19 protein-coding genes are annotated in these 21,055 nt (G+C 70.0%); 12 read left to right on the forward strand and 7 right to left on the reverse strand.

Going from position 1 to position 21,055, the window contains the following annotated elements:
- Positions 1–73 precede the first annotated feature (73 nt).
- The gene (locus ACSGDB_RS04515) at positions 74–2,128 is read right to left on the reverse strand and encodes an acyltransferase family protein (RefSeq protein ID WP_434993191.1); all 2,055 of its coding nucleotides are present in this window, start codon (positions 2,126–2,128) and stop codon (positions 74–76) included.
- Positions 2,129–2,432: 304 nt separating this feature from the next.
- On the opposite strand from ACSGDB_RS04515, the gene ACSGDB_RS04520 reads away from it, so the two are divergent.
- Together ACSGDB_RS04520 and ACSGDB_RS04525 are read left to right on the forward strand one after the other, a co-directional pair.
- Complete coding sequence (locus ACSGDB_RS04520; protein WP_434993194.1) at positions 2,433–4,067, forward strand: ribonuclease J; 1,635 nt, start codon at positions 2,433–2,435, stop codon at positions 4,065–4,067.
- A gap of 113 nt (positions 4,068–4,180) precedes the next feature.
- The gene (locus tag ACSGDB_RS04525) at positions 4,181–5,053 is read left to right on the forward strand and encodes a VanW family protein (RefSeq protein WP_434993196.1); all 873 of its coding nucleotides are present in this window, start codon (positions 4,181–4,183) and stop codon (positions 5,051–5,053) included.
- Positions 5,054–5,196: 143 nt separating this feature from the next.
- On the opposite strand, the gene groL is transcribed toward ACSGDB_RS04525, so the two are convergent.
- A complete protein-coding gene (gene groL / locus ACSGDB_RS04530) occupies positions 5,197–6,810 on the reverse strand; it encodes a chaperonin GroEL (RefSeq protein WP_434993198.1) in 1,614 nt (537 codons plus the stop codon).
- A 76-nt stretch (positions 6,811–6,886) separates the two neighbouring features.
- Positions 6,887–7,183 carry a co-chaperone GroES gene (gene groES, locus ACSGDB_RS04535; protein ID WP_104120205.1) on the reverse strand — a complete coding sequence of 99 codons (297 nt, stop codon included), beginning with the start codon at positions 7,181–7,183 and terminating at the stop codon, positions 6,887–6,889.
- 207 nt (positions 7,184–7,390) lie between these two features.
- Between groES and ACSGDB_RS04540 the strand changes: the two genes are divergently transcribed.
- Positions 7,391–8,605, forward strand: a complete 1,215-nt coding sequence (locus ACSGDB_RS04540; protein ID WP_434993200.1) for a THUMP-like domain-containing protein — start codon at positions 7,391–7,393, stop codon at positions 8,603–8,605.
- A gap of 110 nt (positions 8,606–8,715) precedes the next feature.
- Positions 8,716–9,441: an HAD family hydrolase gene (locus tag ACSGDB_RS04545; protein ID WP_434993201.1), complete on the forward strand. Its 726-nt coding sequence runs from the start codon at positions 8,716–8,718 to the stop codon at positions 9,439–9,441.
- Here the strand turns inward: ACSGDB_RS04545 and ACSGDB_RS04550 are convergent.
- Both ACSGDB_RS04550 and ACSGDB_RS04555 read right to left on the reverse strand, forming a co-directional pair.
- Complete coding sequence (locus tag ACSGDB_RS04550) at positions 9,438–9,731, reverse strand: DUF503 domain-containing protein (protein WP_434993557.1); 294 nt, start codon at positions 9,729–9,731, stop codon at positions 9,438–9,440. The genes ACSGDB_RS04545 and ACSGDB_RS04550 overlap by 4 nt on opposite strands.
- A gap of 37 nt (positions 9,732–9,768) precedes the next feature.
- Entirely contained in the window at positions 9,769–10,785 is a 1,017-nt protein-coding gene (locus tag ACSGDB_RS04555) for a LacI family DNA-binding transcriptional regulator (protein ID WP_434993203.1), read from the reverse strand.
- Positions 10,786–10,954: 169 nt separating this feature from the next.
- Here ACSGDB_RS04555 and ACSGDB_RS04560 point away from each other — a divergent pair, with 169 nt between their 5' ends.
- Genes ACSGDB_RS04560 through ACSGDB_RS04575 form a run of 4 tightly spaced genes read left to right on the forward strand, consistent with a single transcriptional unit; the run spans position 10,955 to position 12,986 of the window.
- A complete protein-coding gene (locus tag ACSGDB_RS04560) occupies positions 10,955–11,350 on the forward strand; it encodes a hypothetical protein (protein ID WP_434993206.1) in 396 nt (131 codons plus the stop codon).
- A gap of 7 nt (positions 11,351–11,357) precedes the next feature.
- Positions 11,358–11,867 carry a Cys-tRNA(Pro) deacylase gene (gene ybaK / locus ACSGDB_RS04565; RefSeq protein WP_434993208.1) on the forward strand — a complete coding sequence of 170 codons (510 nt, stop codon included), beginning with the start codon at positions 11,358–11,360 and terminating at the stop codon, positions 11,865–11,867.
- A gap of 58 nt (positions 11,868–11,925) precedes the next feature.
- Positions 11,926–12,348: a GNAT family N-acetyltransferase gene (locus tag ACSGDB_RS04570; protein ID WP_434993210.1), complete on the forward strand. Its 423-nt coding sequence runs from the start codon at positions 11,926–11,928 to the stop codon at positions 12,346–12,348.
- A complete protein-coding gene (locus tag ACSGDB_RS04575) occupies positions 12,345–12,986 on the forward strand; it encodes a GNAT family N-acetyltransferase (RefSeq protein WP_434993212.1) in 642 nt (213 codons plus the stop codon). The genes ACSGDB_RS04570 and ACSGDB_RS04575 overlap by 4 nt, the downstream gene beginning before the upstream one ends.
- Here ACSGDB_RS04575 and ACSGDB_RS04580 read toward each other — a convergent pair.
- Both ACSGDB_RS04580 and ACSGDB_RS04585 read right to left on the reverse strand, forming a co-directional pair.
- Positions 12,887–13,723 (reverse strand): PhzF family phenazine biosynthesis protein, encoded by an 837-nt coding sequence (locus tag ACSGDB_RS04580; RefSeq protein ID WP_434993214.1) that lies wholly within the window; start codon positions 13,721–13,723, stop codon positions 12,887–12,889. The genes ACSGDB_RS04575 and ACSGDB_RS04580 overlap by 100 nt on opposite strands.
- 28 nt (positions 13,724–13,751) lie before the next feature.
- Positions 13,752–15,206: an APC family permease gene (locus ACSGDB_RS04585; RefSeq protein ID WP_434993215.1), complete on the reverse strand. Its 1,455-nt coding sequence runs from the start codon at positions 15,204–15,206 to the stop codon at positions 13,752–13,754.
- A gap of 388 nt (positions 15,207–15,594) precedes the next feature.
- Between ACSGDB_RS04585 and ACSGDB_RS04590 the strand changes: the two genes are divergently transcribed.
- The 4 genes from ACSGDB_RS04590 (at position 15,595) to ACSGDB_RS04605 (ending at position 20,917) form a co-directional block, all read left to right on the forward strand.
- A complete protein-coding gene (locus tag ACSGDB_RS04590) occupies positions 15,595–17,658 on the forward strand; it encodes a beta-galactosidase (RefSeq protein WP_434993217.1) in 2,064 nt (687 codons plus the stop codon).
- Positions 17,645–18,574: a carbohydrate ABC transporter permease gene (locus ACSGDB_RS04595; protein WP_434993218.1), complete on the forward strand. Its 930-nt coding sequence runs from the start codon at positions 17,645–17,647 to the stop codon at positions 18,572–18,574. Before ACSGDB_RS04590 ends, ACSGDB_RS04595 begins: the two co-directional genes overlap by 14 nt.
- A gap of 95 nt (positions 18,575–18,669) precedes the next feature.
- Complete coding sequence (locus ACSGDB_RS04600; protein WP_434993558.1) at positions 18,670–19,503, forward strand: carbohydrate ABC transporter permease; 834 nt, start codon at positions 18,670–18,672, stop codon at positions 19,501–19,503.
- A 79-nt stretch (positions 19,504–19,582) separates the two neighbouring features.
- On the forward strand, positions 19,583–20,917 hold the full coding sequence (locus tag ACSGDB_RS04605; protein WP_434993220.1) for an ABC transporter substrate-binding protein: 1,335 nt from the start codon (positions 19,583–19,585) through the stop codon (positions 20,915–20,917).
- Positions 20,918–21,055 lie beyond the last annotated feature (138 nt).

The following is a 21,055-nucleotide window of genomic DNA, read 5'->3' on the forward strand; positions in this document are numbered from 1 at the left end:
GGGGGTGCGCCGACAGGCCCTGTCAGTCTAGAACGGATCGGTGAAGGGCCCTATTCCGGTGACGGCGCCCACGTCACCAGCCGACGGCCGCCCTGAAACGTTGCTCGAAGACGGGGACGGTCGTCTCGACGTACGTCTTGGAGAGATGGTCGCGGTCCATGTACACGCGGACGTTCCCCACCACCCCGGGGCACGTGGCACCCGCGCAGACGACGTCGGTCAGGTCGATGTGCTCGAGGCCGGGCAGGCGTTCCGCCAGGGGCAGCAGGGGCGACGACGGCGCGAGCACCTCCGCCGCCGGGACGTCGCAGGCCGAGGGGTCGGCGGCGTGGACGGCCGTGCACTCCGCCATGTCCTCCTCGAAGCGCGGCGTGTCACGGAGCGCGACGACGGGGATGCCCGCGTCCAGGAGCGGTGTGACGCCCGCCTCGAAGCCGGCCGGGACCTCCTCCGCGGGAGAACTCCAGTCGGTCCGCGTGCCGACGGTGAGCACGGCGTCGGGGTCGAGGTCCAGGGCGTACGCGCGGACGGCGTCGTTGAACGCCTGGCATTCGGCGTCCACGCTCCCGGGCGCATCCACGAACCGGCAGTTGGGGCGGTGGACGGAGACGGCGAGCCAGTCGTTGGTCGCGGCCATGGCGCCGAGCGCGGTCATCCACATCTGCGAGTGGGAGTCGCCGAGGACCAGCACGGTCCGGTCCGCCGTCGCCTCGTCCCCCGTCTGGACGCACGAGGACAGCAGCGGGTCGGCGGGCATCAGGGCCTCCGAGCACGGCCCGTCCACGGCCGCCCATTCCGCGCCGAGGCTGCTCGCGAGCGGCGTGACCAGCGCGTCCTCGGCGCCGCGGTACTCGAAGTCGGGCCGGAGCGCCTCGGCGCCCGGGTTGTCGGCCCGCGTCTGCTGCTGGGCCGCCGTCTCCTGCGCCTGCACCCGGTACTCCCAGCCGGACAGCGGGACGGCCACGAGGGCGAGGGCCACCGCGGCGACGAGGCCCAGGCGCCGGCGCTTGGCGGACGGCCAGGACCACGAGCGCACCGGGTCCTCGACGAAGCGCGTGGTGATCACGGCCAGCACGAGGGATGCGACGATGATGACGGCGCCGTCGAGCAGCCCGGCGTTCGGCTTGCCGGCGACGACGAGCCAGAGAACGAGGAGGGGCCAGTGCCACAGGTACAGCGCGTAGGACGCCCCGCCGAGCCGCAGCAACGGCCGCGAGGACAGCCAGCGGTCCACCCCGGCGGGGCTGTCCGTGCGGCCCGCGACGATCACGGCGGCGGCGGCCAGCGTGGGCCACAGGGCCACGAACCCCGGGAACTGCTGCTGCACCTGCAGGAGGATCCCGCACGCGAGCATCATGACGACGCCGGCCCAGCCGAGGACCACCCGCGCACGCCGCGGGAGCGCGAGGTAGGGCAGCACGAGGGCCACGAGGGACCCGAGGGCGAACTCCCAGAGCCTGGCGCGCGTGTCGAAGTAGGCGGCGGCCTGGTCCGTCCCCGTCTGCCACACGGAGAACGCGAGCGACGCCGCGAAGAGGGCACCGAACAGGACGATCAGCACGGGCCGCGGGCGCAGGCGCGTGAGCGCGACGAGCGCCCCGGCCAGGGCGAACAGCAGCGGCCACAGCAGGAACACCTGCCCCTGGATGGACAGGGACCAGAAGTGCTGCAGGGGGCTCGCCGCGCTGTGGTCGAGGGCGTAGTAGTCGACGGCGTTGCCCGCGAGCTCCCAGTTCTGCCGGTACGTCAGCGAAGCCCACGTCTGGTCGAACACGGCGCGCCACCGCGAGCTCGGCACGAAGAGCGCCGTCGCGGCGAGGACGGACAGCAGGACGACGACGGCGGCGGGCAGCAGTCGTTTCAGCAGGTTGAGCCAGTACGCCACGAGCGCGAGGGGCTGGTGCGCCTCGAGCCTCCGCGTGAAGGTGACCGTGAGCAGGAAGGCGGAGACGAGCAGGAAGACGTCCACGCCGCCGGACACCCGGCCGAGCCAGACGTGGTAGACCACCACCATCGCGACGGCGAGGGCCCGCAGGCCCTGCACCTCGGGGCGGAACCGGCGCTGATCGCGACCACTGAGGGCGGTTCCGGCGGCCGCCGGAGCAGGACTGGTCAGGGTCGGGGCCACGCTGGTCCTCCTCGGCGGGACGGTCACGGGAAATGGGCGCAAATCTCCAGAATACCGTCCGGCCGCCGTCCTCCGGCGCTCCCGTGGGCCGGGCGGCCCCCGTCCGCGCGCCGGACCACGTACTCTAGGAGGAGTATCTTCCCCGAACGCAGGGGACCACCAGAACGGAATCGCCGGGTGACCCGGCCTCGACGACGCTCGTCCGACGCCGCTCCCCCGCCGTTCCTCACCAACGAGAGAAAACTGATCTGTGAATAAAAGACCTGCCGCACTGAAAGCACCACGGGAACTGGCCAAGGGAGCCATGCGCATCGTCGCTCTCGGAGGTATCGGTGAAATCGGCAGAAACATGACCGTCTTCGAGTTCGACGGCAAGCTGCTCATCGTGGACTGCGGGGTGCTGTTCCCGGAGGACCACCAGCCCGGCATCAACGTGATCCTGCCGGACTTCTCCTACATCCGCGACCGGCTCGACGACGTGGTCGGCGTGGTCCTCACGCACGGCCACGAGGACCACATCGGCGGCGTGCCGTACCTGCTCCGGGAACGCGCCGACATCCCCCTGGTGGGGTCCCGCCTGACGCTGGCGTTCATCGAGGCCAAGCTCAAGGAACACCGCATCACCCCGAAGACCATCCAGGTCAAGGAGGGCGAGCGGCGCACCATGGGCGGCTTCGACCTCGAGTTCGTCGCCGTGAACCACTCCATCCCGGACAGCCTCGCCGTCGCCATCCGCACGGCGGCCGGCATGGTGCTGCACACCGGGGACTTCAAGATGGACCAGTTCCCGCTGGACCGCCGCATCACCGACCTCGGATCCTTCGCCCGCCTCGGCGCAGAGGGCGTGGACCTGTTCCTCACCGACTCCACCAACGCGGACGTCCCCGGCTTCACCACCTCGGAGAAGGACCTCGGGCCCGCGATCGACGCCGTGTTCCGCACCGCGCCTCGCCGGATCATCGTCTCCAGCTTCGCCAGCCACATCCACCGCATCCAGCAGATCATCGACACCGCCCACCGCCACCGCCGCAAGGTGGCCTTCGTGGGCCGCTCGATGGTGCGCAACATGACCATCGCGGCTGACCTGGGCTACCTGAACATCCCGCAGGGCCTGCTCGTGGACTTCAAGAAGCTCGAGCGCAGCGACGACCACAAGGTGGTCCTCATCTGCACGGGCTCCCAGGGCGAACCGATGGCCGCCCTCTCGCGCATGGCCAACAACGACCACGCCATCCGCATCACCGAGGGTGACACGGTGCTGCTGGCCAGCTCCCTCATCCCGGGCAACGAGAACGCGATCTACGGCATCATCAACGCGCTCACCGAGATCGGCGCGAACGTCGTCCACAAGGGCAACGCCAAGGTCCACGTCTCCGGTCACGCCAGCGCCGGGGAGCTCGCCTACTGCTACAACATCGTGAAGCCCCGCAACGTCATGCCCGTGCACGGCGAGTGGCGGCACCTGCGCGCCAACTCGGAGATCGCCGTCGCCACCGGCGTCGATCCCCGCAACGTGGTCATCGCCCAGGACGGCGTGACCGTGGACCTCGCCCGCGGCCGCGCTGCCATCTCGGGCAAGGTCGACGCCGGCCTCGTCTTCGTCGACGGCGACAGCGTGGGCGGCATCACCGAGGAGGACCTCGTGGAGCGCCGTCGCCTGGCCGAAGAGGGCGTCGTCACGATCCTCGCGATCATCGACCCGGACAACGGCAGCATCGTCGAGGCGCCCGAGTTCTTCACCAAGGGCTTCTCCTGCTCCGACGAGGACCTCGACAAGGCGGGCGCCGCCGTCGAGAAGGCCCTGCGCGACGCCGCCTCGAACCGTCAGGGCGGCCGCCGCCAGGACCCCGAGGACATCATCGAGCGGGCCACGGCCAACTGGATGCGCCGCTTCTACAACCGTCAGCCCGTCGTCAACGCCATCGTCGTCGACGCCTGACCTCCGGCACCACGAGCGAAGCCCCGGGACCCGTACGGATCCCGGGGCTTCGTCGTCGTGGGGGCAGCCGCTGGTTATCCTAGGCACACGTAGTTGTTCATCATGGGGGACATTTGGGACGCAGACTGTTCGGCGAGATCTCGCCGTTGACCTATCGCATCGCCTCGGAGCGGATGATCCTGCTCAGGCACCTGCGGAACGTCAGAGACCGCGGCTCGATCTCGTCGACCCGCTCGGAGGAGTCCCTGCCGATCACCGTCTATCGGCACAACTCCCTGATCCGCCGACGGCTGGGGAACGTCGAGACGGAACTGCAGGACAACAAGGCCGTCAGCCTCGGCCTTACCGCGCCGAAGATCGACGGCATCCTGATCGCGCCGGGCGAGCGCTTCTCCTTCTGGAGCCTCGCGGGCCGGTGCTCCGCACGAGAGGGGTACAGGGAGGGCCTGACGATCAGCAACGGCAGGCCGACGCGGGGTATGGGCGGGGGCATGTGCCAGTTCACCAACCTGCTGCACTGGATGGTGCTGCACAGTCCACTCACCGTCGTCGAGCATCACCATCACAACGGGCTCGATCTCTTCCCGGACTACAACCGCCAGATCCCCTGGGGTACGGGCACATCGATCGCTTTCAACTACCTCGACTACCAGGTGGAGAATCGCACCGACCGCACCTTCCAGTTCCGCACCTGGACGACCGACGAGTACCTGGGCGGTGAACTGCGGGTCGACCGCGAGCTGCCGATGAAGTTCCACATCCGCGAGCACGACGCCTATTTCTACGAGGAGGGCGCCGACGTGTTCCGGCACAACAGGATCTCCCGGATCGAGCGGGACAAACGCACGGGGCAGGTGGTGTCCAGTGCACTGATCCTCGAGAACGAAGGCAAGGTGGCCTACGACCGGTCACTGATCCGGGCGGAGATCCTTCCGTCACGTTCCCCGCGGCGCAGCGAGGAATCCGCGGACCTGCCCATTGCGTGACACCTCGGAGCGGGGATGTTCGAACATCCCCACTCCGAGGCGTCCGCGCGTGGGCAGAAAGCGCACCCGGGCCCGGACGCAGCAGCACCCCGGCTCCGCGGAGCCGGGGTGCTGCTGGGTGGAGCGGGCCGGAGCCCCTGCGCCTAGTGCGAGTGGCCGTGGTCCTCGTCGTCGGACTCCTCGGGCTTCTCGACCACGAGGGTTTCCGTGGTGAGCACCAGGGCCGCGATCGAGGCCGCGTTCTGCAGGGCCGAGCGCGTCACCTTGACCGGGTCGATGATGCCCGCGTCGATGAGGTTCTCGTACTCGCCGCTGACGGCGTTGAAGCCGTGGCCGGCCTCGAGGTCCGAGACCTTGGCGACGACGACGTAGCCCTCGTGGCCGGCGTTCTCGGCGATCCAGCGCAGCGGCTGGGCGAGCGCGCGGCGGACGAGGCCGACGGCGGTGGCCGCGTCGCCCTCGAGCGCCAGGACGTCGGCGTCGGTGTCCAGTGCCTTGCCGGCGTGGACCAGGGCGGACCCGCCGCCGGCGACGATGCCCTCTTCGAGGGCCGCACGCGTCGAGGACACGGCGTCCTCGATGCGGTGCTTCTTCTCCTTGAGCTCCACCTCGGTGGCGGCGCCGACCTTGATGACGCCGATTCCGCCGGCGAGCTTCGCGAGGCGCTCCTGCAGCTTCTCGCGGTCCCAGTCGGAGTCGGTGCGCTCCACCTCGGCGCGGATCTGCGCCACGCGGTCGGCGACGTCGGACTCGATGCCGGTGCCGTCGACGATGGTCGTGGCGTCCTTGGTGACGGTGATCCGGCGCGCGGAGCCGAGCACCTCGAGGCCCACCTGGTCCAGCTTCAGGCCGAGGTCCGGGGAGACGACCTGCGCACCCGTGAGGGTGGCGATGTCCTGCATCATGGCCTTGCGGCGGTCACCGAAGCCGGGAGCCTTGACGGCGACGACGTTCAGGGTGCCGCGGATCTTGTTGACCACCAGGGTGGAGAGCGCCTCGCCCTCGATGTCCTCGGCGATGATGAACAGCGGCTTGCCGGCCTGCAGTGCCTTCTCGAGCAGCGGCAGGAATTCCGCCAGCGAGGAGATCTTGCCGGAGTGGATGAGGATGAGCGCGTCCTCGAGGACGGCTTCCTGGCGCTCGGCGTCGGTCACGAAGTACGGCGAGAGGTAGCCCTTGTCGAACTGCATGCCCTCGGTGAGGACGAGCTCGGTCTGCGTGGTGGAGGACTCCTCGATGGTGATCACACCATCCTTGCCGACCTTGTCGAAGGCCTCGGCGAGGAGATCGCCGACCTCGGCGCTCTGCGCGGAGATGGAGGCGACGTCGGCGGTCTGCTGGCCGACGACCTCGCGGGCGTTCTCGAGCAGGCGCTTGGCGACGGCCTGGACCGACACCTCGATGCCGTGCTTGAGCTGTCCCGGGGCGGCGCCGGCGGCGACGTTGCGGAGGCCTTCCTTGACGAGTGCCTGGGCCAGGACCGTGGCGGTGGTGGTGCCGTCACCGGCGACGTCGTTCGTCTTGGTGGCGACCTCCTTGGCGAGCTGGGCGCCGAGGTTCTCGTACGGGTCGTCGAGTTCGACCTCGCGGGCGATCGTGACGCCGTCGTTCGTGATCGTGGGGGCGCCCCACTTCTTGTCGAGCACGACGTTGCGTCCGCGGGGGCCCAGCGTCACCTTGACGGTGTTCGCGAGCTTGTCCACGCCGGCCTCGAGGGCACGGCGGGCGGCGTCGTTGAATTCCAACTGCTTTGCCATTTGTTGGTTCCTTTCAGGCTTGTGCAGCGAGAAAAACCCCGGCCACTGCGGGCCGGGGCTTCTCCAATCGGGGGTGTTACTTGACGACGATCGCGAGGACGTCGCGGGCGGAGAGCACGAGGTACTCCTGGCCGCCCTGCTTGATCTCGGTTCCGCCGTACTTCGAGTAGATGACGACGTCGCCCTCGGCGACGTCGACGGGGACGCGGTTGCCGTTGTCATCGACGCGGCCGGGTCCGACTGCTACGACTTCGCCCTCCTGGGGCTTCTCCTTGGCCGTGTCCGGGATGACGAGGCCGGAAGCCGTGGTCTGCTCGGCTTCGAGCGGGCGGACAACAATACGATCCTCAAGAGGCTTGATAGAGACCGACACGGGCTCTCCTTTGCGTTCGATACCAATGGACTGGGGGCCGTCGGGCTGGGCGTGAACCGTCGTCGCGGTGCCGGCGAACGCTTCCCTCGGGATTAGCACCCACCGTGAGCGAGTGCCAACTCCGACTGTATGCAAGCGCTGGCACTCGGTCAAGGCGAGTGCCAATCCGAGTCACATGCGACGCGCTGCGTCGCCTAGGCTGGCAGCATGGGCTCGGACAACATCGCGGACATCCTGACTCCCGAGGGCTGGGAGCTGCTGAACTCGCTCGGCCCCTACACGGAAGCGGACAGCCTGCGCCTCTCCGGGCAGCTGCGCAAGGCCGGCTACTCCCCCGAGGTGATCGCCGCCGCACTCACGCAGTCACGGCTCCGGGCGAAGGCGTCCGCGAAGTTCGGCCCCTTCGCGGCGCGGATGATCTTCACGGCGGCCGGCCTCGAGCAGGCCACGCGCCTGACGGTCGCCGCACGCCACGCCCAGCGCTTCGTCGACGCCGGCCTGGTCCGGATCGCCGACCTCGGCTGCGGGCTCGGTGCCGACAGCATGGCCCTGGCCACCCTCGACCGCGAGGTCACCGCCGTCGAACTCGACGAGACGACCGCCGCGGCCGCGACGATGAACCTGCTCCCCTTCCCCAACGCGCGCGTCGTCAACGCGGATGCCGCCGCCGTGGACACCACGGCGTTCGACGGCGTCTGGCTCGACCCGGCGCGCAGGACGACGACGACGTCGGGCACGTCCCGGATCTTCGACCCGGAGGCGTTCTCGCCCCCGCTGTCCTTCGTCCAGGACCTCGCGGACGGCGGCATGCCGGTGGGCGTGAAGATGGGCCCGGGCATGCCGCACGCCTCCGTCCCGGCGAGCTGCGAGGCGCAGTGGGTCTCCGTCGACGGCGACGTCACGGAGGTGGCCCTCTGGTTCAATGCGCTCCGCAGGGACGGTGTCCGGCGTGCCGCCCTCGTCCTCGGGGCGCAGGGCGCGGCGGAGATGGTGTCCGCGCGGGACTTCGGGGACGGACCGACACCCGCCGTCGGCGAACCGGCCGGCTACCTCTACGAGCCCGACGGCGCCGTGATCCGGGCCGAGCTCGTCGCGGACCTGGCCGCGCAGCTCGGCGGGCACCTGCTGGATCCGATGATCGCGTACATCTGCGCGCCCTCGTTCACGGACACCCCGTTCGCCCGCGCCTACCGGGTGCTCGAGGTCCGACCCTACAACGTGAAGGCGCTGAAGGCCTGGGTCCGCGCGGAGGGGATCGGGGTGCTCGACATCAAGAAGCGCGGCACGTCGGTCACGCCCGAGGAGGTCCGCCGGCAGCTGCTGACCGGATCGGGCAAGGGCCGGAAGAAGGCCACGCTCGTCCTGACCCGCATCGGGGACGACCGCGTCGCGATCGTCGTCGAACCCGTGCCCGCCGTCTGAGGACGGCCACACTTCCCGGCCCCCCGCAACCCCGGGAGGCCGTACGACGCCGGGGCGCGGGCCTTCCTAGACTCGGTCCGAAGCACGTCCATTCCAGCGGAAGGCAGCACATGGCAGACGACACCAGCACAGCGGCGGACACCCGGCACGGAGTGCTGTTCGACGTGGACGGCACCCTCCTTGACTCCAACTACCAGCACACCATGGCCTGGTGGCAGGCCTTCCGCCGGTTCGGCCACGACGTGCCCCTCGCGGAGATCCACCGCGCCATCGGCATGGGCGGCGACAAGCTCGTGGAGCACCTCCTCGGCGAGGACCGCGACGCGGGCCAGGACGCGGAGCTGGACGCCACGCACGGCGCGCTCTTCTCGAGCTACTGGCCGGGCCTGCGCGCCTTCGCGGGCGCCGGCGACCTCGTGCGGCGCTGCGCCGACGACGGGCTGACCGTGGTCCTCGCCTCCTCCTCCTCGCAGCAGGACGTGGAAGTCTCCCGCCGCATCATCGACGCCGACGACGCCATCAGCGCCGCCACCAGCTCCACCGATGCCGAGAACAGCAAGCCGTCGCCGGACATCCTGCAGGCAGCGCTCGACGCCGGCGGGCTCGACGCCGCGAACACCGTGTTCGTCGGCGACTCGGTGTGGGACGTCGAGGCCGCCAACGCCCTGGGGATCCCGACGGTCGGCCTCGCCTCGGGCGGCACGAGCGAGGCGGAGCTGCGGGAGGCCGGCGCGGTGGCGGTCTACAAGGACATCAGCGCCCTGCTCGACGCGTTCGAGGAAGGGCCGCTGCACCGACTCGCGGCGTCGTCGGCGGGCGGTCCGGGGGTCGTCTAGTCCTCGCTGGTGAGGAGCCGCCGTCGGGCGCTGAGGAGCTCGATCTCCGGCCGCGCCGCGACGTACCGCTCCACGCGGTCCAGGACGTCCACCACGTGCCGGCGGTCGGCGCCGACCAGGCCGGCCCCGACGACGGCGCGGCGGTGCAGCTCCTGGTGGCCCACCTCGGCGACGGACAGCTCGAACTTCCGCCGGAGGTCGGCCACGAGCGGGCGCACCAGGGAGCGCTTGCCCTTCAGCGAGTGCACGTCGCCGAGCAGCACGTCGAACTCGATGAACCCGATCCATATGGCGTCCTCCTCCTCGGGCGCTCCTCCCCGGGTTGGGCTACGCCGAGTCGCGCCAGACCACGGTCGTGTCGAGCACCTGGACGGCGCTCGGCAGGCCGCGGATCTGGGCCAGCACCAGTTCCGCCGCCGTGCTGCCCAGCAGGTCGGCGGGCTGCCGGACGGTGGAGAGCTGGGGCCTGGTCCTGACGGCCCAGCTGCTATCGTCGAAGCCGACGATCCCGACGTCGTCGGGCACCTTCCGCCCCGACTCCTGGAGGGCGGTCATGGCCCCGGCGGCCACGGCGTCCGAGGCCGCGAAGACGCCGTCGATCCCGGGGCAGCGGCGGAGCAGTTCCTGCATGCCCGCGAGCCCGGCGGCGTAGGTGTAGAGCGGGTACTCGACGACCAGGGCGGCGTCGAACCGGTCCCCCATGGCGTCGCGGAAGCCCGCGAACCTGTCCTGCCCGGAGTCGCGGTCCATGGCGCAGGCGATCATGCCGATCGTGTGGCGTCCGGTCTCCATGAGGCGCCGCGTGATGGCGCGGGCCGCGGCGGCATTGTCGATCGCGACGTACGGCAGGTCCGGCGTCCCGGGCGGGTGGCCCACGAAGGCCGCCGGCACGCCGATGTCGCGCACCGCGGAGGCGATGGGGTCGGACGCCCGGGCCGAGACGATGACCGCGCCGTCCACGAGGCCTCCCCGAAGATAGTCGGCGACCCGGCGGCTGTCCCGGTCGGAGTCGATGATGAGCGAGACGAGCTGGTAGTCCGCCTTCGAGAGGACGGCGTTCGCCCCGAGGAGGATGGACCCGATGTTGGGGTCCTCGAACAGGAGCGAGTGCGGCTCGTGGATGATCAGGGCGATCGCCCGGGACTCCTGGGTGACGAGGTTCCTGGCCGCGGAGTTGCGGACGTAGCCCACCCGCGCGATGGCCTCCTCGACCGCGATGCGGGCTTCCTCGGAGACGTACCGTTCACCGTTGACGACGCGGGACACCGTCCCCCGGGAGAGCCCCGCCGCGGTGGCGACGTCGTTGATGGTCGCCCGGCGGGAACGGGAGCGGATCGGGGGCATATGTGTACTGTAGCCGAGCCTCCACGGGCCTTTTCCGCGTCGACGCCGTAGGCTGGAGGGAGTTGTCTAGAAGATGGCGGCTGTTTCTCCGGTTCCTCTCCTCGGTGCCTGCGCCATCACGCAGGGCACCCGGCAGCGGAGCATCATCCCCGATTGGGGGCGTGAAACCATGAACGACCAGAATGCTCTTCTCCCAGAACCATCCGCGGACGGACTCCTGATCCGCGAGACGCCGACGGCGCAGCACATCGACCGTTTCCTCCAGGCCACCACCACCGTCACCCTCGACGCAGCGCTGGTCTCCCTCGACGAGCTCGAGGGTCTCTACGTGTACTGGTGCTCCCTGAACGATCAGGAGCCCTCCGCCACCCAGGACGTGCTCACGGCCCTCGAGCAGCAGGGCGTGGAGCCGCTCACCCGCGACGGCGTGGAGTACGTCGAGGGGCTCGTCCTGACCGGCGGCGTCGTGACCGAGTTCATCGTCTCGTGCGAGTTCGCCGGCACCTGGGGCGCCCCCTCGGTGGAGGAACTGGTGACGGCGCGGGACGCCGCGGCGGCGTCCTGACGGACCGATGACGCGCGGGGACGGCGGCAGGAGGACGACGGGCTCGCGCAGCACGCCCGCCCTCGCCGCGCTCACCGCTGCGGGTGTGACCTTCGCGGTGCACCCGTACAGCCATGAGGAGGGTGCGCCCTCCTACGGGCTCGAGGCCGCCGCGGCCCTCGGCGTCGAGCCGGAGCGCGTCTTCAAGACCCTCATGGCGAGCGTCGACGGCACCCTGGTGGCCGCCGTCGTCCCTGTCAGCGGTCCCCTCGACCTCAAGGCCCTCGCCTCGGCGCTCGGCCGGCGGAAGGCGGCGATGGCCGACCCGGACGCCGCCGAGCGGCGGACGGGCTACGTGCTCGGCGGGATCTCCCCCGTCGGCCAGCGGCAGGCCTCCCCCGTCGTCGTCGACCGGTCCGCGCTCGACCACGCGAGCGTGTTCGTCTCCGGCGGCCGGCGCGGCCTCGACATCGAACTGGCCCCCGCGGACCTCGTCGCCGTCACGCACGCCCTGGTCGCGCCGATCGCGGGACCGTGACGTCATCGCGCGGGCCGGGCCCCCTTCCGCGGCGACGCACGGTGGATAGGGTGGACCGGTGAGGATCACCGCGGACGACACCCCTGCCCTCGACCGGGCGATCGCGCTCTACGACGCCGTGGGATGGACCGCCTACACGCGGAATTCCGAGCGCCTTGCGCGGAGCCTGGCCGGGTCCCACCTGGTGGTCACGGCGGAGGACGACGACGGCGGCCTGATCGGGCTGGCACGCACCGTCTCGGACGGGGAATCGATCTGCTACATCCAGGACATCCTCGTGCACCCCGCGTTCCAGCGCCGGGGCGTGGCGCGCGCCCTGATGGAGGAGATCCAGCGACGCTACGCCCACTGCATGTTCCTGGCCCTGAGCACGGACGCCGACGGCACGGAGGATGCCGCTCGGTCCCATCCGTTCTACCGCGCCCTGGGCTTCCGGCCGCACACCGACCTCCGCCTGGCAGCGTTCGGCTACCGGCCATGAGCGGGCCCGGAGCCGCGCCGCTTCCCGACTGGCCGGAGGTCGCGCCGGCCTCCGGCGCGGTGACCCTGCGGCGGGTCGAGGACAGGGACGCGGGCATGGTCCGCGACCTGGCCACGGATCCCTACGTGCCCCTCATCGGCACGCTCCCGCCGCGGGCCGGCCGGGAGGAGGCCCTCGACTACATCATGCGCCAGCGCCGGCGGCACCCCGAGGGAGCCGGTTTCTCCTTCGCGATCGCCGACGCCCGCACGGACCAGGCCCTGGGCGTCATCGGCCTGTGGCTGCGCGACTACGGGCTGGGGCGCGGCCAGGCGGGATACGCGGTCGCCCCCAGCGCACGCGGCCGCGGGGTCGCGACCGATGCCCTGCGCGCGCTGGTCCGGTTCGCCTGGACCCTCCCCTGCCTCCACCGCGTGGAACTGCACATCGAGCCGTGGAACGCCGCGTCCATCGGCGTCGCCCGCCGGGCCGGCTTCAGCTACGAGGGGATCCTCGGCAGCTACCTGGAGATCGGCGGTGAGCGGCGCGATCTCGCCTCCTACGCGGTGATCCGCACCGCACCGCCGGAGACCCTCAGCCCCCCGGCCTCGGGGATGCCGACCGTGATCAGTGACGGACGCCCGACGTCGGCACCCTGATGGACGGTGAGGGTCACCGGCGGGACCACCTCGCCGCGGGCCCGGAGGTAGGCGCCGAGGGAGGCCGCCGCGGAACCGGTGGCGGGGTCCTCGCGCACACCGCCCGGCGGGAACGGGTTGCGGACCTCGAAGACCTCCGGCCCGAGCCGGTGGACGACGGCGACGGTCGCACCCCAGCCCTGGGCGGCCATGAGCGCCCGAAGGCCGTCGTAGTCGTAGTCGAGGGCGCGGAGGACCGCGGCGTCGCGCACGGGCACGATCGGGTGGATGTTGCCGGCGAAGGACAGCATGACGGGCAGGTCGGCCGACAGGTCCTCCCCGGTGAGCCGGAGATGGCGCAGCAGGTCCGCCCGGCAGCCGGCGTCGATGCCGTCCACCCATGGCTCGACCGTCTCGAGGGACGCGACGAGGCGACCGTCCACGTGATCCGTCGTGATCGCGAGCACTCCCACCGGCGTCGAGAGGGCCAGGCTCCCCGGCCCCTCGCGTTCGGCGAGCGCGACGCCCGTCGCGATCGTCGCGTGCCCGCAGAAGGGGATCTCGGCCTCGGGGGCGAAGTAGCGGACCGTGGCGCTGCCGGGCAGCCGTCGGGAGAGGAAGGCGCTCTCCGCGTAGCCGAGGTCCGCGGCAACGGCCTGCATCTGCCCGGGGGTCAGGCCGTCGGCGTCGAGCACCACACCGGCGGGGTTCCCGCCATCGGGCCGGTCGGTGAAGGCGGCGTAGCGGAGGATCTCCATGGACCGATGCTAGACCGACCCGGGGCACTCACCCCTCGATGGTCGTCAGGTCACCGGTGGGCGTGTTGGTCCTCCGGTTGACGAGCCAGGTGACGAACCAGAGCACCACGCCGATCACCATGAGGGCCCCGGCGATCTGGTACTGGATGATGTCCCGGCCCACCCACGGCCCGGCGAGGAAGAGGCACAGGATCGCAGCCACCACGGGGAGCGGCCCGGGCGAGGTGAAGAACACCTTCCGATTGACGTCCCGCTTGCGCCGCAGGATCAGGCACGCGATGTTCACCACGGCGAAGACGCACAGGAGCAGGAACGCGGTGGTCCCGGAGAGGTTGGCGACGACGTTGCTGTCCGGGTCGGCGGTCACGTAGAGGATCAGGCCCAGCGCCAGGACCGTCGAGAAGGCGATGCCGGCCCAGGGCGTGCACCGCACCGGGAGCACCTTGCCGAGCGGTCGGGGCAGCACGCCCTGCCGTGCCATCCCGTAGATGAGGCGGCTGGCCATCAGCATGTTGATCAGGGCGGTGTTCGCGACGGCGAACACGGCGAGGAAGGGGAAGACCTGGTCGATGGGGAAATCGGGTGAGCCCTTGTGCACCACCTCGAGCAACGCCGCACCCTCGGCCTCCCGGATGCCCTCCAGCTCGGTGGGGCTCAGCACCGTGACCACCGAGACGGCCACCAGCATGTAGAAGATGACCGCGATCCCGAGCCCGGTCAGCATGGTCCGCGGGAAGATGCGCTCCGGGTTCTTCGTCTCCTCGACCATGTTGACGGAGTCCTCGAAGCCCACCATCGCGAAGAAGGCGATCGAGGTTGCGGCCGTGACCGCCAGGAACAGGCCCTTGTCCTGGTAATCGGTGAAGACGAAGACCTGGCCCACGTTGCCGGTGCCCTGCGCCATGGCGTAGAAGCCCACGCCGATCACGATGCACAGCGCGGCGACCTCGATGAGCGTCAGGACGACGTTGAACTTGACGCTCTCGCCGACACCCCGGAGGTTGATCAGCGCGAGCAGGAGCATGAACCCGAGGGCGACGGCGGTGAGCATCCCCTGCCCCGGCATGTCCGTCCAGCCGTTGACCACGAGGCCGCCGAAGAAGTTCTGCGCCAGCACGTTGGCGGACGTGGCGGCGCTGGTGATGCCGGAACAGACGACGGCGAAGGCCACCAGGAAGGTGACGAAGTGGATGCCGAACGCCTTGTGCGTGTACAGGGCGGCCCCCGCCGCCTGGGGGTACTGCGTCACGAGCTCGAGGTAGGAGAACGCCGTCATGGTCGCGACGATGAAGGCGAGCAGGAACGGGAGCCACACCAGCCCACCGACGGTCCCGGCCATGGTCCCGGTCACCGCGTAGACCCCGGCGCCGAGGATGTCCCCCACGATGAACAGGAGGAGCAGTTTCGGCCCGAGGACCCGCTTGAGCTCGGGCTCCTTCGTGGTGGCGGATGCATCGGACACGCGCTCTGCTGAAGTACTCATGGACGGCCTTCCCCCTTGGTTTCCTCCCTCACTGTGGTACTGATCACCCTGCTTAGCAAGAGGTCGGCCCCCTTCCGGAGCCCGGCCGGCCCCGTCAGCGGCCATGGGGCGCACCGTCGTGCACGGGTTCACCGCTCCCGGAGGCGTGGCGCGGCCGAACCCGCCGGTCCCGGAGGCGCGTCCGCCGGGAGGGGCGGCCACGACGCCACAGCTCCCGCAACAACATTCTCGTCGTTGACACCCCATGTGACGGCAATTACTCTGGGAACGTTCACAGATTCTCGACGGAGAGCACCTCGCACGGTTGTGGGAGCGTTCACAGAACGCGCCCGTACCGTCTCCTGCGGCCCCGGCCCGAGAATCGGCCCCGCAGGATCGAGGAGCAGGTTTGGCACAGACCACCACCGTCGCAGGACTATCGGGCCACGGGCAGTTCGTCTACGGGTGTGACTACAACCCGGAGCAGTGGGATCCCTCCGTCTGGGCGGACGACGTCCGCCTGATGAAGGAGGCCGGCGTCAATCTGGTGGCGGTCAACATCTTCGGCTGGGCGGAGCTGGAGCCCGAGCCGGGCGTCTTCCGGTTCGAGAACCTCGACGCCGTCCTCGACCTCCTCGCCGAGAACGGGATCGGGGTGAACCTGGGCACCGGGACGTCGTCGACCCCCGCCTGGCTCACCACGGCGCACCCCGAGATCCTCCCCCGCGCCGCGGACGGCACGGCCCGATGGCCGGGCGGCCGGCAGGCCTTCTGCCCCAGCTCGCCGGTCTACCGCGAGCACGCCCTCGCGCTCGTCGCGCAGGTCGCCGCCCGCTACGGCAACCACCCGGCGCTGCGCCTGTGGCATGTCTCGAACGAGCTCGGGTGCCACAACTCCCTGTGCTACTGCGACGTCTCGGCCGAGGCGTTCCGCGGGTGGCTGCGTGCCCGCTACGGGACCCTCGAGGCCCTCAACGCGGCCTGGGGTACCGCGTTCTGGAGCCAGCGGTACTCGGGGTGGGAACAGATCCTGCCGCCGCGGCTCACGCTCTCGGCGACCAACCCGACACAGACGCTCGACTTCAACCGCTTCAGCTCCGACGAACTCCTCGCCCACTACGCGGCGGAGGAAGCCGTCCTGCGGGCCGACAGCGCGGCCCCCGTCACCACGAACTTCATGGTCGCCGCGCACATCCGCAACCAGGACTACTGGACCTGGGCGCCCTCGATGGACGTCATCGCCAACGACCACTACCTGGACCATCGCCTCGACGCCCCGCTGGCCGAGCTCGCCTTCGCCGCGGACACCACCCGCGGCCTGGCGCAGGGCCGGCCGTGGCTGCTCATGGAGCACTCGACGGGAGCCGTGAACTGGCAGCCCCGCAACATCGCCAAGGGCCCGGGCGAGATGATCCGCAACTCGCTCACCCACCTCGCCCGCGGCGCGGACGGACTGTGCTTCTTCCAGTGGCGCGCGTCGCTGCAGGGCAGCGAGAAGTTCCACTCCGCGATGGTGCCCCACGCGGGGACGGACTCACAGGTCTGGCGCGACGTCGTCGAGCTCGGCTCCTCCCTCGTGAAGCTGCGCGAACTCGCCGGCACCACCGTGCATGCCGACGTCGCACTGGTCTTCAGCTGGGAGGCCTGGTGGGCGCACGACCAGGAGTCGCACCCCTCCGGCGACGTCCGCTACATCGAGCAGGTGCACGCGGCCTACGGGGCACTGTGGGACGCCGGCATCACGGTCGACGTCGTGGCGCCCGGCGCGGACCTCTCCGCCTACCGCCTCGTGGTGGTCCCGAACCTCTACCTGGTCCGCGACGACCACGCGGCCGTCATCAGCGACTTCGTGGCCGGCGGCGGGTCCGCCGTCGTCACCTTCTTCAGCGGCATCGTCGACGAGAACGAGAGGGTGCGCCCCGGCGGCTACCCCGGAGCGTTCCGGGAGATGCTCGGCCTCCGGTCCGAGGAGTTCTTCCCGCTCGACCCGGCGCAGCCGCTCACCCTCGACAACGGCTCCCCCGCATCGCTCTGGTCCGAGACCGTCCGGCTCACCACCGCCGAGGCTGTCCTGACGTATGCGACCGGCCAGCATTCCGGCGGCCCCGCCGTCACCCGCAACCGCTTCGGTGCGGGCGACGCCTGGTACGTCGGCACGGTGCTCGACGGCGGCGTCCTGAAGGACCTGCTGCTGCGCGCCGCCGTCGCCGCCGGCGTGCCCGTCCCCGAGGTGCAGACCGGCCTCGAGATGGTCACGCGCCGCGGCAGCGGACACGAGTACCTCTTCCTCATCAACCACGGCACCGAGGACCGCAAGCACCGGGTCAGCGGACTGGAACTGCTGACCGCGGAGGCCGTCGCCGACGCCGTCGTCGTTCCCGCGGGCGCAGTACGCGTCGTCCGCACCACCTCATCAACCCCCACCGACGGCTCCGCCCCGGGCCGAAAGGATGCAGGCAATGACCGTCATTAGCACTCCGGCCGAGTCCCCGAAGGCTCCCGCTGTCACGAGGAAGAACCGCTCGTCGGGAGCGCAGCGCCGGGCCGTGGCCCTGTTCATCGCTCCGTTCGCGCTGCTCTTCGTCGCCTTCTACGCCATCCCGATCGTCTACGCGATCATCCAGTCGCTGCTCACCGTGGAGCGGCAGGGCACCTTCGGCAAACCCGAGCAGGTCTTCGGCGGCCTCGTGCAGTATCAGCAGGTCTTCCAGAACACCGCGTTCTGGGAATCGGTGGGCCGGGTCCTCGTGTTCGGCGTCGTGCAGGTGCCGATCATGCTCGGCCTCGCCCTGCTGTTCGCGCTGCTCCTCGACTCGCCGCTGCTGAAGGGTAAGAAGTTCTTCCGCCTGGCGTTCTTCGCTCCGTACGCCGTCCCCGGCGTGATCGCCGCCATCATGTGGGGCTTCCTGTACTCGCCGTCGCTCTCCCCGTTCGGCGCGGTGACCTCGAACGTCGACTTCCTGGGTGCCGAACTCGTGCTGTGGGCCATCGCGAACATCGTGACGTGGGTCTACGTCGGCTACAACATGCTGATCATCTACGCGTCCCTGCTCGCGATCCCCACCGAGATCTACGAGGCGGCGCGGCTCGACGGCGCCAGCAACATCCAGATCGCCTGGCGCATCAAGATCCCACTGGTGGTCCCCGCGATCATCCTCACCGCGGTCTTCTCCATCATCGGGACGCTCCAACTACTCGCCGAACCGCAGACCCTGCGCAGCTTCAGCTCGGCCATCAGCAGCACATACACCCCGAACCTCGCGGTCTACACCACGGCGTCCATCCCCAACTACAACCTGGCCGCCGCGTTCTCCGTGGTCCTGGCCCTCGCCACGTTCATCCTCTCCTTCGTCTTCCTGAAGGCCACCCAGCGGAAGGTCACCCAGTGATGGCAACCCCAGCCACCGCCTCCAAGCGCCCCCGCGGCGGGAGCACGACGGCCAACGACGCCGGGAACCGCGGACGCGGCCCCCGCCAGAGCGTCATGTCCCGCAGTGCCGCGATGCTCATCATGGGTGTCTTCACCCTCTACTTCCTGACCCCCATCTGGTGGCTGCTCACCACCTCGACGAAGACCGGCGGGGAGATCACCTCCACGGCGCCCCTGTGGTTCACCACGAACTCCCTCGGCACGTTCTTCGACAACCTAGGCCGGCTCTTCACCTACGGGGACGGCCTCTTCGGCCGGTGGCTGCTGAACTCCGCCCTCTACGCCGGCGTCGGCGCCCTGATCGGGACGATCATCGCCGCGATGTGCGGCTACGCCCTCGCGAAGTACGAATTCCGGGGACGCGAGGCGATCTTCAACATCGTGCTCAGCGGTGTCCTCGTCCCCGCGACGGCCCTGGCCCTGCCGCTGTTCCTCATCTTCAGCCGGGTGGAGCTCACCAACACCATGCTGGCCGTCTTCCTGCCGAGCCTCGTCAGCCCCTTCGGCGTCTACCTGGCCCGGATCTACGCTGCGGCCAGCGTCCCGGGTGAGCTGCTGGAAGCCGCCCGTCTCGACGGCTCCGGGGAAGTCCGGACGTTCTTCACCGTGTCCACACGGCTCATGGCGCCGGCCCTGGTGACCATCTTCCTGTTCCAGTTCGTCGCGATCTGGAACAACTTCTTCCTGCCGCTGATCATGCTGCGGGACCAGGCGCTCTTCCCCGTGACCCTGGGTCTGTACGCCTGGAACAGCCAGATCAGCCAGATCCCCGAACTGCGGTCCCTCGTCATCGTGGGAGCGCTCGTCTCGATCGTCCCGCTGATCATCGCCTTCCTCGCCCTCCAGCGGTTCTGGAGCAGCGGCCTCGGCGCCGGCAGCGTGAAGTGACCACCCCGACCTCCCCGACCAGCACCACAGGTGCGGGGGCAGCCGCCCCCGCACCGCACTACCACTGATAGGAAAGACAATGCGCGCGCATTACGGAAAAGTCACCGCGGCCTTTGCCATGATCTCTGCGCTGGCTCTCTCCGGCTGTTCAGCCGGCGGAGACAGCTCTGACGCGGGGGGCGAAGCGGCTCCCTGCGAGGCCTCCGACGGGCCCGTGACCCTGCAGTTCACCACCTGGGTTCCCGGGATGGACAAGGTCGTCGAGCTGTGGAACGCGGACAACCCCGACATCCAGGTCGAGGTACAGACCGGGCCCAACGGCAACTCGGGCACGTACCAGAACTTCTTCAACCAGATCCAGGCCGGCAACGCCCCGGACCTCGGACAGATCGAGTACGACGCCCTGCCGAACTTCCGCGTGCAGGACGGCCTGGAGAACCTCGCCGGCTGCGAGGGCGTCGCCGACGCCCAGGACCAGTTCGTCGACTGGACCTGGGGCCAGGTGACCTTCGGCGAGGAGGACGCCGTCTACGCGATCCCGCAGGACAGCGGCCCCATGGCCATGTACTACCGCGCGGATCTCTTCGAGCAGGCCGGCATCGAGGTGCCCACCACCTGGGAGGAGTACGCCGCGGCGGCCGAGCAGATCAAGGCCGAGGGCTCCTACATCACCAACTTCCCGAAGACCGACGTGAACTGGTTCGCCGGCATGGTCTGGCAGAACGGCGGCCAGTGGTTCGCGAACGACGGCGAGAACTGGGACGTCACCCTGACCAGCCCCGAGTCCGAGGAGGTCGCCACCTACTGGCAGGACCTGCTGTCCAAGGACCTCGTCTCCACCCTGCCGTCCTTCTCGGACGAATGGAATGCCTCCTTCAACGAGGGCCAGCAGTGGACCTGGGTCTCCGCGGTGTGGGGCGCGACGACGCTCTCCTCCGGCGCCCCGGACACGGCCGGCAAGTGGGCCGTCGCTCCGATGCCGCAGTGGGAGGACGGCGGCGAGGCCGCCGGTAACTGGGGCGGCTCCTCGACGGCCGTGCTGAAGGGCTCGGACCACCCGGCCGAAGCCGCACAGTTCGCGCTCTGGCTGAACACGGACCCCGAAGCGCTGGCCCTCGCCAACGAGCTCGGCGGCCTGTACCCGGCCGCGAAGTCCGCAGCCGATCTCGAGGCCTTCGCCGGCGGCGTCGAGTACTACGGCGGACAGAAGATCTACGACGTTTTCTCCGAGGCGTCCGCGAACGTGAACCCCGACTTCACCTGGGGCCCGACCATGACGCAGACGTACACGGATGTCTCCGACGGATTCGGTGCCGCCATCGGCGGCTCCGGCACCCTGATGGACGCCCTCGAGAACGGGCAGCAGAAGACCATCGACTCCCTCAAGTCGCAGTCCATCCCCGTCTCGGAGTAGTCCTCCGGCACACCCCGCTCCACCTGAAGCGCCGCGTCCCGGAAAGGGCGCGGCGCTTCGCGCGTCCGGGCGCCGGGAATCCTTCTTCCCTTGAACTCTCCTGCCCGGGATCATCGAGAATTCATTTCCCTCACCTGC

This window comes from Arthrobacter sp. Ld5 (assembly GCF_051172775.1).
Taxonomy (GTDB): domain Bacteria; phylum Actinomycetota; class Actinomycetes; order Actinomycetales; family Micrococcaceae; genus Arthrobacter_D.

Coding starts and splice junctions, on each gene's coding strand:
- ACSGDB_RS04520 (WP_434993194.1), top strand. CDS start 2,433: ATGCGCATCGTCGCTCTCGGAGGTATCGGTGAAATCGGCAGAAACATG.
- ACSGDB_RS04575 (WP_434993212.1), top strand. CDS start 12,345: ATGAGCGGGCCCGGAGCCGCGCCGCTTCCCGACTGGCCGGAGGTCGCG.
- ACSGDB_RS04585 (WP_434993215.1), bottom strand. CDS start 15,206: ATGAGTACTTCAGCAGAGCGCGTGTCCGATGCATCCGCCACCACGAAG.
- ACSGDB_RS04600 (WP_434993558.1), top strand. CDS start 18,670: ATGTCCCGCAGTGCCGCGATGCTCATCATGGGTGTCTTCACCCTCTAC.
- ACSGDB_RS04560 (WP_434993206.1), top strand. CDS start 10,955: ATGAACGACCAGAATGCTCTTCTCCCAGAACCATCCGCGGACGGACTC.
- ACSGDB_RS04605 (WP_434993220.1), top strand. CDS start 19,583: ATGCGCGCGCATTACGGAAAAGTCACCGCGGCCTTTGCCATGATCTCT.
- ybaK (WP_434993208.1), top strand. CDS start 11,358: ATGACGCGCGGGGACGGCGGCAGGAGGACGACGGGCTCGCGCAGCACG.
- ACSGDB_RS04595 (WP_434993218.1), top strand. CDS start 17,645: ATGACCGTCATTAGCACTCCGGCCGAGTCCCCGAAGGCTCCCGCTGTC.
- ACSGDB_RS04580 (WP_434993214.1), bottom strand. CDS start 13,723: ATGGAGATCCTCCGCTACGCCGCCTTCACCGACCGGCCCGATGGCGGG.
- ACSGDB_RS04540 (WP_434993200.1), top strand. CDS start 7,391: ATGGGCTCGGACAACATCGCGGACATCCTGACTCCCGAGGGCTGGGAG.
- ACSGDB_RS04555 (WP_434993203.1), bottom strand. CDS start 10,785: ATGCCCCCGATCCGCTCCCGTTCCCGCCGGGCGACCATCAACGACGTC.
- ACSGDB_RS04545 (WP_434993201.1), top strand. CDS start 8,716: ATGGCAGACGACACCAGCACAGCGGCGGACACCCGGCACGGAGTGCTG.
- groL (WP_434993198.1), bottom strand. CDS start 6,810: ATGGCAAAGCAGTTGGAATTCAACGACGCCGCCCGCCGTGCCCTCGAG.